General features: G+C 47.5%; 13 protein-coding genes. 3 read left to right on the top strand and 10 right to left on the bottom strand.

From position 1 onward, the window contains the following. Positions 1 to 74 precede the first annotated feature (74 nt). Entirely contained in the window at positions 75 to 2,429 is a 2,355-nt protein-coding gene (locus tag MKA69_RS15790) for a TonB-dependent receptor domain-containing protein (protein ID WP_142622906.1), read from the bottom strand. A 213-nt stretch (positions 2,430 to 2,642) separates the two neighbouring features. Here MKA69_RS15790 and MKA69_RS15785 point away from each other — a divergent pair, with 213 nt between their 5' ends. Then, positions 2,643 to 3,155 carry an RNA methyltransferase gene (locus tag MKA69_RS15785; protein ID WP_000213748.1) on the top strand — a complete coding sequence of 171 codons (513 nt, stop codon included), beginning with the start codon at positions 2,643 to 2,645 and terminating at the stop codon, positions 3,153 to 3,155. A 457-nt stretch (positions 3,156 to 3,612) separates the two neighbouring features. Here the strand turns inward: MKA69_RS15785 and MKA69_RS15780 are convergent, their stop codons facing one another. The 6 genes from MKA69_RS15780 to MKA69_RS15755 form a co-directional block, all read right to left on the bottom strand. Beyond that, positions 3,613 to 5,775 carry an AAA family ATPase gene (locus MKA69_RS15780; protein WP_305848454.1) on the bottom strand — a complete coding sequence of 721 codons (2,163 nt, stop codon included), beginning with the start codon at positions 5,773 to 5,775 and terminating at the stop codon, positions 3,613 to 3,615. 147 nt (positions 5,776 to 5,922) lie between these two features. Then, on the bottom strand, positions 5,923 to 6,942 hold the full coding sequence (locus MKA69_RS15775; RefSeq protein WP_305848453.1) for an AbrB family transcriptional regulator: 1,020 nt from the start codon (positions 6,940 to 6,942) through the stop codon (positions 5,923 to 5,925). A 30-nt stretch (positions 6,943 to 6,972) separates the two neighbouring features. After that, positions 6,973 to 7,926, bottom strand: a complete 954-nt coding sequence (locus tag MKA69_RS15770; protein ID WP_305848452.1) for a D-2-hydroxyacid dehydrogenase family protein — start codon at positions 7,924 to 7,926, stop codon at positions 6,973 to 6,975. 15 nt (positions 7,927 to 7,941) lie between these two features. Continuing rightward, positions 7,942 to 8,457 (bottom strand): GNAT family N-acetyltransferase, encoded by a 516-nt coding sequence (locus MKA69_RS15765; RefSeq protein ID WP_095466715.1) that lies wholly within the window; start codon positions 8,455 to 8,457, stop codon positions 7,942 to 7,944. 32 nt (positions 8,458 to 8,489) lie between these two features. Next, complete coding sequence (locus MKA69_RS15760; protein WP_000497412.1) at positions 8,490 to 8,939, bottom strand: NUDIX hydrolase; 450 nt, start codon at positions 8,937 to 8,939, stop codon at positions 8,490 to 8,492. 39 nt (positions 8,940 to 8,978) lie between these two features. After that, positions 8,979 to 9,329, bottom strand: a complete 351-nt coding sequence (locus tag MKA69_RS15755) for a GlpM family protein (protein WP_000729333.1) — start codon at positions 9,327 to 9,329, stop codon at positions 8,979 to 8,981. A 191-nt stretch (positions 9,330 to 9,520) separates the two neighbouring features. Here MKA69_RS15755 and MKA69_RS15750 point away from each other — a divergent pair, with 191 nt between their 5' ends. Further along, positions 9,521 to 10,246: a tRNA (adenine(22)-N(1))-methyltransferase TrmK gene (locus MKA69_RS15750; RefSeq protein WP_305848451.1), complete on the top strand. Its 726-nt coding sequence runs from the start codon at positions 9,521 to 9,523 to the stop codon at positions 10,244 to 10,246. A 9-nt stretch (positions 10,247 to 10,255) separates the two neighbouring features. After that, positions 10,256 to 11,197, top strand: a complete 942-nt coding sequence (locus MKA69_RS15745) for a LysR family transcriptional regulator (protein WP_000645866.1) — start codon at positions 10,256 to 10,258, stop codon at positions 11,195 to 11,197. On the opposite strand, the gene MKA69_RS15740 is transcribed toward MKA69_RS15745, so the two are convergent. The 3 genes from MKA69_RS15740 to MKA69_RS15730 form a co-directional block, all read right to left on the bottom strand. After that, complete coding sequence (locus MKA69_RS15740; protein WP_000581563.1) at positions 11,194 to 11,484, bottom strand: putative quinol monooxygenase; 291 nt, start codon at positions 11,482 to 11,484, stop codon at positions 11,194 to 11,196. The two genes, MKA69_RS15745 and MKA69_RS15740, sit on opposite strands and share 4 nt — an antisense overlap. A gap of 3 nt (positions 11,485 to 11,487) precedes the next feature. Beyond that, positions 11,488 to 12,141, bottom strand: a complete 654-nt coding sequence (locus MKA69_RS15735) for an oxygen-insensitive NAD(P)H-dependent nitroreductase NfsB (RefSeq protein ID WP_001028480.1) — start codon at positions 12,139 to 12,141, stop codon at positions 11,488 to 11,490. Between the two features lie 378 nt (positions 12,142 to 12,519). Next, positions 12,520 to 15,678, bottom strand: coding sequence for an efflux RND transporter permease subunit (locus MKA69_RS15730; protein WP_305848450.1), 3,159 nt, complete (start codon positions 15,676 to 15,678; stop codon positions 12,520 to 12,522). Position 15,679 lies beyond the last annotated feature (1 nt).

Genomic DNA, 15,679 nt, shown 5'->3' with positions numbered 1-15,679 from the left:
AAAGAAAAATCGATGATAAAAAATCCCGCTGCGGCGGGATTTTTGTTTTATGGTACGAGACTTAAACGATTCGATTAATAAGAGATTTCAAATCCGAGCGTAATGGTTCGCCCCGGATCCGGCATGCTGACCACAGACCCCGGACGCACTTGATAACGATCGGTCACGTTGTTGATCGCAAAGAACAGCTGGGTGTTGGCATTCAACTCGTACTGTGAATAGAGATCAATCGTGTAATCGGACGGAATTTCAAGGATCGGATTGGCCGCCGTGCCCGCCAACCAATCACTAGGGTTTGATTTGCCCGAGTGATAAGAAACTTTCACCCCAGAATCGAGCGTATCGTTAAAGAATTTCGTACCCACATTCAGGTACAAATTCTGTTTTGGCGGAATACGCGTTGGGGTTAATCCCCATGCAAATCCGAGCGAATTACAGGTATCACTCTCCGCGTATTGCGCTTGTTGAACGGAACAAATCTTTGTCTCGCTGTACAAGGTCGCCGCGAAGTGCGTGTACAACCAAGCATATTGGTAATGAGCCCCCAACTCCCAACCAGAGAGTTGCAACTTATCATAATTGGTGAAGGTAAAGTTCGCCTGCCATTCAGACATACCCGGGGTTTTCGCCAATCGTCCACCTGAAATGAAGTCTTTAATACTGTTGCGGAAATAGGACACCGACAGATTCAAACGATCATCCTGCAGCAAACTGTCCGACGCCATAAATTGCACGCCGACCTCATTGTTCCACGCTTGTTCCGGTTTGATCGGGTTGTATGGGTTATAGCTGAATACCTCATTTGATAGCGTTGTTTCATACAAGCTCGGCATACGATAAGTGCGTGAGGATTTCAAAAACAGCTGAGTGCTGGGTGTTAAGGCGTAGGTGAACTCACTGAGCAGATCGAGCTTCTCCTTGTAGTCTAACTGCTGCTTGGTTTGATAATCGGTTGACTTGGCATTGTGCAGATTGAGGCCAAGCTGAACTCTCAACGGCGAGTAATCGATATCCGCATTTGCAAACAGGTTCTGCGCCGTGCGTTTTCCGTGGCGGGAAGTCACCGTCTTGGTAAAGCGGGTTTGCCCATCTTCTTCGGGAGATAAACGCTCATTCTGCTGAGCCAAACCATAATTCAGCCTGACTGGCCACTGAGTCAGTAAGGTTTCATTGGTCAGGCTCAGACCAGAGCGATCATTGTGATATGCATGAAAATATTGCTCCGCGTTGGTTCCTAGCGCCCAAAGCCCATTGTATTGCGCCAGATCAGCCTCGGTGTACCAAAAGTTAGCATTTAAATTGAGCCAAGGATGATCCGGTTGGTAATAGTAATTGGCGCTGTAGGTATTCACTTTGGCGGTTCCTAGCCCCCACTGCGGCATTCTGTCTTTGCCATCGGGGTATGGGTTCCCTTCCCAATCTTCTGAAGATTTGTACCAATACGCCATCAGCACTTCACCCGCTTTTTGCGCATGGTGACGGTAATTAAAATCGGCATTGTGTGCCGTGCCAGTGTCGCTCGCGAGTTTGAACAGCCAAGAGTCACTCTCAAAACTGGTATTGACGACTTCTTGCCCTTGCCCAACAACAGGCTCTTGATACTCCTCATAACCTTTCTTGCCAGCGAAGTGATTGCCTTTTGAACGCTTACTGTACGCCAGTACCGTATTGAACGATTCGGCCTGATAACCCAATCCAAGCATCAGTGAACCGTGTTTAAACGCAGAATGCTCACCTCGCTCATCAAGCGCGTATTGGCCTTGTTCCGAGTAATCACTCGAAACATCAGGCGTCCGGTTATGGTTATTGGCGCGTGCTTTCAGTACCACACCGAAGGCTTGATCATCTTTGATGATGTCTTTGATACCCAATGTTGTGGCATTCACCACACCGCCCACCGCGCCACTGGCATAAGGTGAACTCTCAATCGTTGCCCCTTTATTGACGGTCAATGAACTGAGCAAATCGGTATCAATATAAGTGCGATCACTCACCCCTTGATAGCCACGAGAGGTATGAGTGGATTGCAAACTCCCATCAATAAAGATCGGCACACGCCCCTCGCCCTGCACACCACGGATGCCAATATCCAATGCCCCCGCTTCATTGTGCATGTTATTGCTCTGCACACTCGTGATGCCGGAAAAAATATCCGCGTTGGCAATACCGCGCACTTTATCTAAATCAGAACGAGTACGTTGATCGGTGGGAATCGATTGACCATGAACCGTAACGGTTTCATCGACGGCTTGCTCGGTATTCTCTTGTGCTTGAACGACACTACTCAAAACGACAGGAAGAAGAGTGAACAAAGGTTTCAACTGCATAATTTGATCCTTGTCAAAAATAAAGCACGAATACTGATGCAATTGATAATTATTATCAACAATTTGTAACAATGATTTTAGTGACCTTGCTCCCACAAATATTCACGCGATCAATCGTTTGCGCACGATTTACTCTGATTGAGCGATTTATCGCCACCGAACAAAAGCAAAATTAGCAATCGATTGCTTAATGAATTCTCCTGAGTTAATGCTCAGATGGAGCGATCAACTGGCTTTTCTCTCGTGTTAGAGCGACAATCGCGCCATTCGTGAGCCAAGCTCAAACCAAAGCAATACAGAAGTAGAACCACCGCAATGACCACCTCTTCCACCGTAATTATTGGATTGCACAACCCGAAAAGCCCAACCAACGTCGGCGCAGTAATGCGTGCCGCTGGCTGCTACAACGCCACTCAAGTGCGTTACAACGGTACGCGTTATGCTCGCGCCGTGAAATTTCAGACCGATACTCAAAATAGCCATGAACGTATTGGATTGGTCGAGATGGACGATCTCACCGCGGGATTGGATAGTGAAGTCAAAATCGTCTGTGTCGAGCTGGCGGTAGGTGCAACTGCGCTGCCTCACTTTACCCATCCAGAACAAGCGATTTATCTGTTTGGCCCCGAAGATGGTTCGCTGCCGCAAGAGGTGGTCGATCAAGCGCATCATGTGGTTTACGTGCCCACCCACGGCTGTATGAACCTCGCCGCCACCGTCAATGTTGTGCTGTATGACCGTTTAGCCAAAAGCCTCGGTGAGATTGACGATCAAGCACAAGTGATCGCCAATCGTGATAATAAAAATCGATTGAAGGTGAAAAGCTAAACCGCGTTCACTTTTTACGTTAGCGATAGTGAAAATGCTTCATTCCCCTCCCCCTTTTAGGGGGAGGACGGGAGGGGGTATTCCACGCCAGCCTTACTCAACTGTGTGCGATTTTTAGGTCAACGATAACTAAAATACCCCACCCTAACCCTCCCCTAAAAGGGGATGGAACTGGATTTGTGGTTATTTGGATTTTGTGGCTGATTGTGAATTGATAACACGTTTATGGACAGAAACGATTTAGAACAGATAATCTAAACCGTTTGGCTTGGATAAGTTCAGTTAGGGAAAGCGAAGTAGATGACTTTGTTGCTCAAGAAGGGGCATTTTGAGCCAGCGATGTTCGGCTGGCTCAATGTAGGAAATATACGTGTTGGTTAGTGTAGCAACTTAAGCACTAGCTGAAGTACCCACTTTTCACGGAAACATCACCAGTACGAGTGGCATTTTGCTAGCGTTAGGTCCTAATTCTGGACATTTTTTCATAGTGTTCAGGATAGCCTGTCTTTTCAAAAACCAATCTAAAGCCCTCTTTAAAATCGTGGTAATCAAACTCCTTAAAATCGAAGATATTCTGACCTAATGAGTGCGATTCGCGATTGATGTAACGTACAAATGACTGAAATCTTGGATTCTTCAATTCAGGTTTTTGAACCACATTACTTAGATCGGCTTTCTGCACGAAGTTAAAGAAATATTCAATAATATTTCTCATACAGTTAGCAATTAAAGCAGGTGGTTGTTTATCATCATTAATTACCGACCAATATGATTGGTAGTCATTTTGCACTTCTTCATATTTCATTGTGTTAATTGAACTACCGTTTTCGTTCTTCGATAGACGGTATAAATTTTGATTTTTTTTCCTTCTATTATGATCCGCATCAGCAAGTTCATAGAAAAAGTATAAACTATGAGTTAAGACAAATACTTGTTCAATGTCTTCTGAATTAAAAAAATCACTCTTGATTAATTGGCCTATGTTATAGACAAATATGTGTGACAAGCTTGATACTGGATCGTCAATAATAGCGACTTTTTTCACTTGTCCTTCTGTCGCGCTCCGCTTCCCTTTGAATAACTCTCTAAAATACAAGAAGCTGATAATCATCTTTTCACCTTCACTTAATGATGAAAAGATTTTCGAGTTAGAGTCAGTACGAACTAAGCGATACAAGTCATCTTCATACTTCTCTATGTAGAAGCCTGTTATGCCAATATCCGTCAAGCCTTGGTTAATACTGACTATCGCATCATCAATATTTACAGTTGATTTTTGATGCTCAGCCCTTTCAACGTCCTTTGCTTCTTCTAGATCTATTTTTGCAGCTTCCTCTTTAGTTTTTTCAGCGATGACCTTGTTAGCATCTTTTTGAACATCATTGAAATTGCTGATTGTTTGGTCATATTCGTATCGTAATATTCGCCAAAACTCAGCCTTAATTTTGGTTAATTCATTTGCGGAATTATCGATCTTAGCATTATGTTCACTTATAAGTTTATTAATAGACTCAACAACAAGGTTAAATGCTTCAACAGATTCAGAAACATCGGCCAAAATGACTTGTAGACTAGGATTTGAAACTTTTTGCTTGATTAGCTTAAGATTAGCTTCTGCATCTCTAGATAGTTTAGCGTAATGTTCATTTAATTGAGCTATATAGTCTGTAGAGAATTGAGTTGCTTTATAATCGTCTAGGCTTGGAATACTCTCAACTATTGTGCTGTAACGAGCCTGAATTGCTTTAATTTCATTCACGCTGTTTTGGTATGACTCGTCAAAATAGCCACGAATTTGTTCGGCTAGATGTTCTGTAATCGTCTCTGATTGACAGAAAGGACATTGAGAACCCTCGATGTGATCGAGATATTTAAGACCTTCACTTACCCAGTCAGAGTTTTTAAGTTTCCCGATAAGTTTTGCAACTGGACTGTCTTCGCTACCTACAATGATTTCATTTAACGAAGCTAAGTCATCAGCAGATAAATCAAACATGCCTAGCTTACTAAGAACAGAGTGTTTAATTGCAGTATCACCATCTATAGCATTTGCTTCTTCTTTGAGATCTGCAATTGTCTTAGATGGTTTAGATGCGGGTAGGGGTATAGAGCAAAGATGGTTGAAAAGTGGCTCTTTACCGCCCATTTTGCCTTTCAGACAAAATTCAAGTACTCGATCCCCACCTGCATAGTTGGTTTTGATTTCCCAAATTTTCTTCTGCGCCTTCTCCTTTGCGTCATTAATCTTAGAACGTTGTTCACCAATTTCTTTTTGGATCTGCTGCTTATCTTTAGCAATTTTCTCCAACTCAAGAGTAATTGCCTCTACCTTCTCTTTCGCTTCTTTATTTTCCTTAGATAGGCTAAAAATACCGTTAAGAGTATCTTTTGCATAGAAGTTATCTTGGATGAATTTTTGGTTGTAAACGAGAACCGTATCACCAGATCCACGGTGAGAGCACTGCTGATATTTTGTACTCTCGGGATTATAAAAATAGTTTGAAAAAGTACTTTTTCCTGACCCGTTCAGTCCATAAATTATATTGACTTTTTTGTTAGTTTTTAGCTCATTTTTTGACCTGTAGCTCGCTACATTTTCTAGCACAATATCAGTTATCACTAGTTTTCCCCAATAAATCATAATGTTCCGTAGACTCTACTGACACATTACATTGATTAGAAAATGTTGGTCAAATAACTGATTGACGAATTGAGATATAAAATTAGACTAACAAGATTTGGGGCACTTCTAAGCTAACCACATCAGCTAGCTCTTTTTGAGCATGGCGGGCAGCGAGTAGAGCAACAACAGGCGCAGAGCGTGGTTAATCATCACAAACGCGGGCTCCATTCCGAGCAGTAAGGCGACGGCGGTCATGGCTTCTACACTGCCGGGAACCCAAGAAAGCAGCAGCACGACCCATGATTTATCGATCAAAATAGAAAAGACGCCGGAGACACCCACCGCGACCAAAAGGCCAATCATGGTGACCATTACCCCTGCGCGGGAATACGCCATGGCTTCGCGCAGTGTGGTATCGGCAATGCGTGAGCCGATCAAAATACCGAGTAAAGCGGTGGCGAATATCACCATCCATTTCGGCAGTTGCATATCAATGCCGGTGGCAAAGCCATTAAAGCTGGCGGTGATGAGCAACGCAGCCAGCATATAAGGCGCAGGAATGCCGAGTAAGGTGGAAGCTTTACCCAATAGCAAGCTCATCAGCGCCAGAGCCAAGAAAATAAGCCAAGCGTAAACGGTCAAGCTGCCGTCTACGGATGTGCTATCCGGCGCGCTGTTGGAGATCAAAAGTGCCAACAAAGTGAGGATCATCAGGCGCACAGAATGGGAATAGACCACTTTGGCGGAAGGCTTTTCGCTTGATTCGCTGATCACCAAAATCGCGGCCATGGCACCCGGTACGGCACCGAGTAGAGATTCAAACGGTGTCCAACCCTCTTTTTTGGTGAGCCACAAATAGCTACTGATGATTTGCAGCGTTAAACAGCACACCAAACCCACGATCACCGGCAAGGTTAAGGTGGTGCCTAGCTCACTCAAACTGATGGTCGCACCGACACTGATCCCAAGCACGACTTGCACAAACAGCAGCAGCCACGGCGGCGTATGAATAGTTAGCCAACGCTTCTTGTGCAGCACAATAACCAAACCCGAGGCAATAAACATTTCAGAAAGAGGGATGGAGAGTAGCGTCCCTGCCCCCGCAGACACGGCGGCGATAATCAAGATTTGAATAAAGAGTGTGAAAGAAGCTCTTTTGGACATGCTGTGTTTCCTTTAGGCCTTATCGCTCAGTCACGCTTTTGCGGCCGAGTGAGCAAACTTGACCACATTCTCAAACGCGGCCTGAAAGTAGATCTCGTAGCTGTTTTTCTCCACATAACCGAGATGCGGCGCGCACAGCACATTGGGCAAACTCAGCAGCGGTTCACTGCTGGGTAACGCGGGCTCGTCTTCGTACACATCGACCGCGGCTTGGCGCATTGGGTTAGCCTGCATCACTGAGTAGAGTGCGCCCGATTCCACTAACTCCGCTCGGCTGGTATTCACAAACAGCGAATCGGGTTTCATGGCAAGCAGATCTTGTTTGGTGACAATGCCACGCGTGGCCTCATTCAAACGTAAGTGCAGTGAAAGTACATCGGCTTTAGCAAAAAATTCGGTTTTATCGGTGGCGGCTTGATAGCCCAACTCAAGCGCTTTTTGCCGCGAGGCTTCACTGCCCCACACCAAGATTGGCATACCAAATACGTGACCAAATTGAGCAATGCGCTGACCGATTTTGCCTAACCCCCAAATGCCCAAGGTGCGACCAGAGAGGGTTCGACCTAAGCCTAATCCGCCATTTTGTTGCCAATGACCTGCGTGTAACTGCTCGATATAACTTGGCAAATGGCGCGAAGCGGCAAGGATTAAACCCCAGCACAGCTCCGCTGGGGCAACGGGAGAGCCGATGCCTTCTAACACGGTCACGCCATAACGCTCACACAGTGCCACATCAATATGGTTGCTGACTTTTCCGGTCTGGCTGATGAGTTTCAAATTCGGCAGATGAGCCAGAAGATTCTCAGTGATTGGGGTGCGCTCGCGGATCAGCACCAAAGCCTCAAAAGGTTTCAGGCGCTCAATCAATACGGTTTCATCGCTCACACTGTCATTGAATACGGTGACGTCATGCCCTTGTAAGCATTGAAAGGCGTTTAAGCCACGCACCACATTTTGGTAATCATCCAGAATCGCAATTTTCATCTCACGTCCTTGTGGCTAAAGGTCAATCCAGTAGCGTGCCAGTAAAGAGGGGAAATACTCTCCGGTGATCGTGCTTTCAAACACACCGCCGTTGCTTTCAATCACTCGGCGTGATGCGTGATTATCGCTATCGGCAACCAGCAACACGCGTTTTAAGCCTAAGCGTTTGGCTTCTATCAATCCAAGGCGCAGCATTTCGCGGCCAATGCCCTTGCGGCGCGCACTGGGTGCAACATCGTAGCCAATATGCCCCGCTTCGTTAGTAAGAAATGGCGTATCAATGTGGTGGCGCAAACGCAGCGCACCCAAAATCTTGCCTTGTTGATCTTGATACCAAAAATAGCTGCAAGGTACGTAGCCACAAGGCAGGTTTTGGCCGTGGGCGTGGTCATCCAACAGTTGCACATAGTCGGCAAAATTCTCATCGCCTTGGCGGTAAAAATCACAATTGATCGGGTCGTGGCGCTGAAAATCTTGGAAGAACTCGGCAAACGCCGCTTCATCCTGCAAAGTTAATCGAGTTAACGACATAGTCTCTCCTTGACGAATGATTGAGCGCGAATTTAAAGCGCTAGATAGCGTGGATACAGGCGTTGGAACTCTTGAATCGCGATTTTATCGGCAATGGTTTCCACCGCGCTTGGCGCAATCGGCGTCCAAAAAACTTCATCCGCTTCGTGGCAGGCAATCTCACCTTGCCATTGATCCACCACGTAATAGTGCAGCAGTTGCAGCTCAAATTCTGTCGGATGATAGAGCGAGCAGAGATAAACGCTGCGCGTAGCGTCCACGCCTAACTCTTCTTGCACTTCACGCTGCAACGCTTGTGCTTGGTTTTCTCCCGCTTCGATATGCCCACCGGGGATCGCGATGATATTAGGATCGCTCGCTTTGGTTGCTGAGCGACGTTCGAGCAGACAACTACCCTCTTTGATCAGCAAAAAAGAGACACATTCGGCCACGGGCAATCTTGTTGGCGTTTTCTCTACAGGCTCGGTTTTTTCTACAAACACAGCTTTCTCCTTAAATCCGTTTCATGATGGCGAGTGAGCTTAGGCCATGCTCGGGTGTAAACGAGTCCAACCTACCAGTAAAAGTGCAGCAAACACCAGCCAAACCAAGGTGGCACAGACCAGAGTACCAGTAAGGCTCAGGCGGTAACTAAAGTAATACACCGCAAGAAGATACGCCGCATACGGGATAAGCGAATACAGCCCAAACAGCGCGGTAGTGCGCAGATCTTCCATGGTGCGTTCGGTGCCAACAATGTAATGGGCGATTAAAGCAAAGGTGGGAAATAGCGGCACAAGGCCGGAAATAAAAAAGCTTTTGGTTTTCGATAACAGGGCAATGATCAACACCGCAAGCGCTCCAAGCAAGCACTTGAAAAACAAAGCCGCCATGACATTTCCTTTTGTCAGAACAGGTTACAGGCACCCACTATAAATCACTCTCCCGTTAAGAAGAACTGCTCATTAACCAGTTTGTTAATTTCTCTGCAACATTTTTCCGAACCTGAGTAAAATGGCCGCCTCTGTTTTGATTCGGCAGCCGATAGCGGCGGCTTCTTTTAGTTACGGCATGTAGGTACGGCATGAAATTAGGAAAACGGCTGACTCAGTTAGTCCAACAGGTAAAGCGCGACTACGACCATATTTGGGATTGCTGCTGCGACCACGGCTTACTCGGCGCGGCGTTGCTCAAACAGTACCCAAGCAGCACAGTGCATTTTGTCGATATCGTTCCGTCTTTGATTGAGAAGGTGACGCGCGATTTAACCCGCTATTTTCCTGTAACGACCGATTCACCGCGCTGGCACACATACTGCCTTGATGTGCGCGATTTGCCACTCGAAGCCAACGCCGGATCGCATCTAATCATCATCGCCGGAGTAGGCGGAGATTTGATGACGGAATTTATTGCCGAGCTTGCCAAGCGTCACCCAAGCATGACGTTTGACCTGCTGCTGTGCCCTGTTCACCACACTTATACCTTGCGCGAGCAGTTAATCGCGCTGAATGCGGAGCTGAAAAGCGAACTTCTAGTGGAAGAAAACCAACGCATTTATGAGCTGCTGCATGTGCAGATCTCTCCCAGTTCGGGGGCTTGCTCTCACCCTCTCTCTTTGGTCGGTGAGTCGCTGTGGCAAGTCAGCGGCCCAGATCAATCAAAGATCGCGCAGCGTTATTTACAGCAGTTGCAACAGCACTATCAGCGCAAAGCACAAGGCGGTGATGCGGGCGCAGAGCAGCGTTGGCAAGCGTATCAAGCCGTGGAGATCCGTCAATCGATGGATTCCACTCTAGAACTCGTTCAATAGGCTAGAAAGATGAAAGCACTCAATGATTTGAATTTGTTTGTCGAAACGGCGCGCCAAGGCAGTTTTTCTAAAGCGGCCAACAGCTTATCACTCACAACCGCCGCCGTGAGCGCGGCGATCCGCCGCTTGGAAGAGCAAGTGCAATTTCCGCTGTTTGTGCGCTCAACGCGACATATTCGCTTAACTCATGAGGGCGAAATCTTTCTCGCCAAAACCCAAACCGCGCTGGCCACCTTGCAAGAGGGTTTGGATCAGATCGCTTGTGCGCGTGGCCAGTTGGCTGGGCAACTGCACATCAGCGCGCCTTCCGATTTGGGGCGTAATTTGCTGCTCGACTGGATTGATGAATTTATCGCGCTGCACCCGAATGTCACCGTGAAACTGGATCTCTCCGATCGTCTGACGGATATGTACGCCAATCCGGTCGATATCGCGATTCGTTATGGTCAGCCCGCCGATTCCAATTTGGTTGCCATGTTGCTGTGCGATTCTAACGAGCGCGTCTTGTGTGCTTCGCCAGAGTATTTGGCCACTCACCCGCCCATTCTGCATCCTGACGATTTACAGCATCACAACTGTCTGTGCTTTATGCTGGCCGATACACTACACAACAAATGGATTTTGAGCCGCAATGGCGAAACGCACAGTGTGGTGGTGCAAGGCAATCCTGCCTGTAATGATGGCGAAGTGGTACACAGATTGGCGGTAAAAGGCAAAGGCATTGCCAATAAATCGCTGATGGACATCAGTCAGGACATTATTGATGGGCGTCTAGTGCGGATTTTGCCGGAATGGGAAAGCGGCCCTGTACCCATTTATATGGTGTGTGCCGATCGACGTTTGATCACTCCAACCATTCGCGCTTTTCAGGAGTTCATTCGTGAAAAAGGCTGTCAGCAACGACGTGCGGTGCTGACAGCCATTCAAGAGCGAGAGCAAAATCCTCGTTAGCCAACAAAAGTCAGTGGGCGTAACTGGAGGTATTCCAACATCTCGCGCTCACCGATCTTTTGCTGAAAATGCTGGAAATGGTCGCTCTGTTGGTGCTTTTGCAAGCTCTCTTCCGAGCACCAAATTTCCTGCATTAAAAACAGCCCCTCAATCGAGTTGTCACGATACAGCTCATATTGGCAGCACCCCTCTTCATTGCGACTAGGCTCAAGGAGCGCTTCGAGCAGCGCTTGCACTTGCTGCGCTGAATCGGGGAAGGCTTTGATTTCTGCAAGTAAATGGATCATAACTTACAGCTCGGTAAAAACCGCTTCCGCCGGCCAACGTGATTTAGGCAGTTTGGCGTTGAAGTCATCTTCACTATGGAAACCTAGTGGCACAATCACCACGCTGTTGAAGCCTTTTTCGGTTAAGCCAAACTCTTCGTTCAGCACTTGAGCATCAAAGCCTTCAATCGGCACCGCATCAATGCCCATGGCTGCAGCACCAAGCAGCAGTGTACCCACGTTGAGGTAAACTTGTTTTTGCATCCAGTGCTCAGCATCGTTCAGGTTTTCACGGTGCAAGTTTACAAAGTAGCTACGCGCACCATGCATGCCGGTTTTGGCTTCTTCATTCGCAAAACGGCCATCTTTATCTTCGTTGTCCAGCAAAGAGAGCAGATACGCGTCATCAATGCTGGTTTTGGCGCAGAACACCATCACGTGCGAGGCATCTAAAATTTTGCGCTCGTTAAACGAAAAACCGCCCTGCGTGGCTTTGGCAATGCGTGTTTTGCCTTCATCACTGCCGGCCAAAATAAAATGCCAAGGTTGCGAGTTCACGCTAGAGGCACTCATGCGTACCAACTCTTTGAGATCGGCGACTTGCTGTTCAGACAGCTTGCGGCTGGCGTCAAACGCTTTGGTGGAATAGCGAGACTGCGACGCTTGTACAATGTTCATGTTTCACTCCTAAGGAAATTCTCTATACCCTTCCTACTTGAAGCTGCAGCGGTGTTGGCTACGTTCGTTCACCCCAATCACATAGTGTATCTATGCTCATGGGGATGAACTTACTTGCCGCCTACCTGCAACTCCAAGTAGTTTGGGTATATGACCTGCCATTGCAAGTCGTCTGGGTAAAGATGAGGTTTAAGATGGCGCTAAGATATCTGACTGACACACAACAAGAAACCACCTGCTGCTTGAATCATTTTCAAAAATTTTTTGATAATCCAACTTGAATAGGCCTGCTATATGTTTGGGATAGCGAATAGCACCTAAAAAAGAGGCTGACCTGTGCGATCAGCCTCTCCTTATTTTTGGTAACTCGATTCTGGACTAATGTGCCGCGAAGCGTTTACGCATCACCACGTAATAGAGCACCGGAATCACCAACAAGGTCAGTACGGTGGAGACGAAAATCCCGAAGATCAAGCTGATCGCCAAACCATTAAAGATAGGATCATCAAGGATGAATACCGCGCCAATCATGGCCGCCAGAGCAGTCAGCATGATCGGTTTGGCCCGTACCGCCGCAGATTGAATGACCGCCTCTGAGAACTCAATGCCATGCGCCACTTGCTGGTTAATAAAGTCCACCAACAAGATAGAGTTACGCACAATGATCCCCGCCAACGCTATCATCCCAATCATGGAGGTGGCGGTAAATTGCGCTCCCAACAGTGCGTGACCGGGCATGACACCAATAATGGTCAGCGGGATCGGAGCCATGATAATCAGCGGCACAAGATAAGATTTAAACTGTGCAACCACCAGTAGATAAATCAGCACCATGCCCACCGCATAAGCAATACCCATATCTCGGAAAGTTTCGTAAGTCACCGTCCATTCGCCATCCCATGCTACGGCAACACCGCTTAGGCCATCTGGTTGATGGATGTAGTACTGATCCAACCCCATTTGCTCATCCAGCGCAAAACCAATTTCAAACATGCCGTACAGTGGACTATCCAAATTACCTGACATATCGCCGACCACCATCACCATTGGCACCAAGTTTTTGTGCACAATGTAGTCGTCCATACGGGTTTGGCGTACTTCAACCAGATCGGAAAGCGGATAAGCGTAACCGTTTTGGCTACCCACTTTCATATTCAGCACCTGCTCTAAGCGCACTTTGGCGGTTTCGGTTGCTTGAATCTGGATCGGAATCGGATACTTACTGTGTTCACTGTGCAGATAAGTAATGGGTTTACCGCCCACCGCCGTCGCCAACGCATCGACAATCGAGGCATAAGCCACTTGCAAATGCGCAGCCTTGCTACGGTCAATCACCACCTGCCATTTCTCATGCATTTCCGGCAAGTACATGTCTACATCAACAATGTCTTTCGTTTCACGGAAAATTTCCCGTACTTGGCGCGCTGCATCGTTGCGAATTTCTTGTGTAGGACCATACACTTCCGCCAAAATCGGCGACCAAACTGGCGGTCCTGGTGGCACTTCCACCACTTTGACTTTGCCGCCAAAGCGCTGCGCAATTTCATTCAGTTGTGGGCGCAGTTGACTAGCAATGGTGTGGCTATCGCGATGGCGCTCTTTGCGCCCCAGCAAGTTGACTTGAATATCGCCTTGGTTGGCTTGGTTACGCATAAAGTAATGGCGCACTAAACCGTTGAAGTTAATCGGTGCAGCCGTTCCTGCATAAATTTGGTAATCCCGCACTTCAGGAACGTCATTCAGCGCCGTCCCCATCTCAAACAGCACCCGTTGTGTTTTTTCTAGCGAACTGCCTTCGGGCATATCCAACACAATCTGGAATTCTGATTTGTTATCAAATGGCAGCATTTTGAGCACTACGGCTTGGAACACTGGCAGCAGTACCGATCCCGCAATTAAAGCCAGAATGGTCAGCAGCAAAAACAGTCGGTTACGCCCTTGTTTTGGTGCAGTCACAAAAGGCGACATAATTTTGTGGAAGATGCCATTCGCCGCTTTGCCTTCTTCATGATGATGCCCCGCCTTGAGGAATTTACCCGCCAGCCAAGGGGAAAGTACAAAGGCTACCGCAAGGGAAATCAGCATCCCCATTGAAGCGTTAATTGGAATTGGGCTCATGTACGGCCCCATCAAACCTGACACAAACGCCATCGGCAACAGGGCCGCAATAACAGTTAGGGTAGCAAGAATGGTTGGCCCACCGACTTCATCCACCGCAGGGGGGATGAGTTCCGACAACTTGCGTTTGCCCATCGCCATATGCCGGTGAATGTTCTCCACCACCACAATCGCATCATCGACCAAGATACCGATGGAGAAAATCAGCGCGAACAATGAGACTCGGTTGAGAGTAAAACCCCATGCCCAAGACGCAAACAGGGTAATCATCAGGGTAACGATGATGGCCATACCAACCACAATGGATTCACGCCAGCCCATGGTCAGCAGCACCAAAATCACCACTGCCGTGGTGGCGAAAGCGAGTTTACCAATCAAAGTATTGCTTTTATCGGCGGCAGTTTGTCCGTAATCACGAGTGATATCCACATCAATCCCTTGCGGGATCAGCTGGTTTTCAAGGCTGACTAAACGTGCTTCCACCGCTTTAGCGACATCGACCGCGTTTTCTCCCCCTTTCTTAGCCACCGCAATCGTAACCGCAGGATGAATACCGTCGCGATCGCCTGTCCATACATTTTGAGTAGGCGTGTTAACCCCAAAGGAAACGCTCGCAATATCTTCCAGATAAACGGGCGTGCCATTGTGTAACCCAACCACCAACTGTTTCACTTCTTCCACCCGAGTTAAGAACTGGCCAACTTGCACCGGAAACTCTTGGTTATCGTGGGTTAAACGCAGCATCGGTGAGCTTTGATTCGCCGCCGGCAAACTTTGATTGAGTTGATCTAATGTAATACCAAAGCCGTTCATTTTGGCAGGGTCAAGACGCACATCCACAATGGTATTTTGTCCGCCAACCGTGTAGATATCACGCGTGCCGGGAATACGTTTCAGCTCGGTTTCTAAACCGTGGGCAACTTGCGTGAGTTGTTGTTGATCGAAGCGGTCACTCTTATCTGCCAAGGTGATGGTCACAATCGGCACATCTTCAATTCCTTTCGGTTTGATGATGGGCTCACCCACGCCAACACCTTGAGGCATCCAATCCTTGTTGGAATAGAGTTTGTTGTAGATCCGCACCACCGCATCATTACGCGGTACACCCACTTTAAAAATGGCAACAATCATTGCGCCATCCGGCTGAGAAAACGAGTAGATCTTATCGATCCCTTCAATTTCGGAAATCACTTGTTCTGCCGGTGAGGTGACCAAACTTTCCACTTCACGAGGAGAAGCGCCGGGAAACGGAATATAGACATCCGCGAAAGTCACATCAATCTGCGGTTCTTCTTCTTTCGGAGTCACCATGACCGCAAATAACCCCATCAGCAAACCGACTAAGGCAAGCAGTGGCGTCATAGCTGAATTTTGAAAGGCCGCAGCGATGCGACCCGAAATACCGAGTCGACTATCCATG

It is taken from the genome of Vibrio sp. AH4, from assembly GCF_030710545.1.
GTDB lineage: Bacteria > Pseudomonadota > Gammaproteobacteria > Enterobacterales > Vibrionaceae > Vibrio > Vibrio metoecus.
Note: the sequence above shows the minus strand (reverse complement) of the source record. Positions and strands in the feature narration are given on the sequence as shown.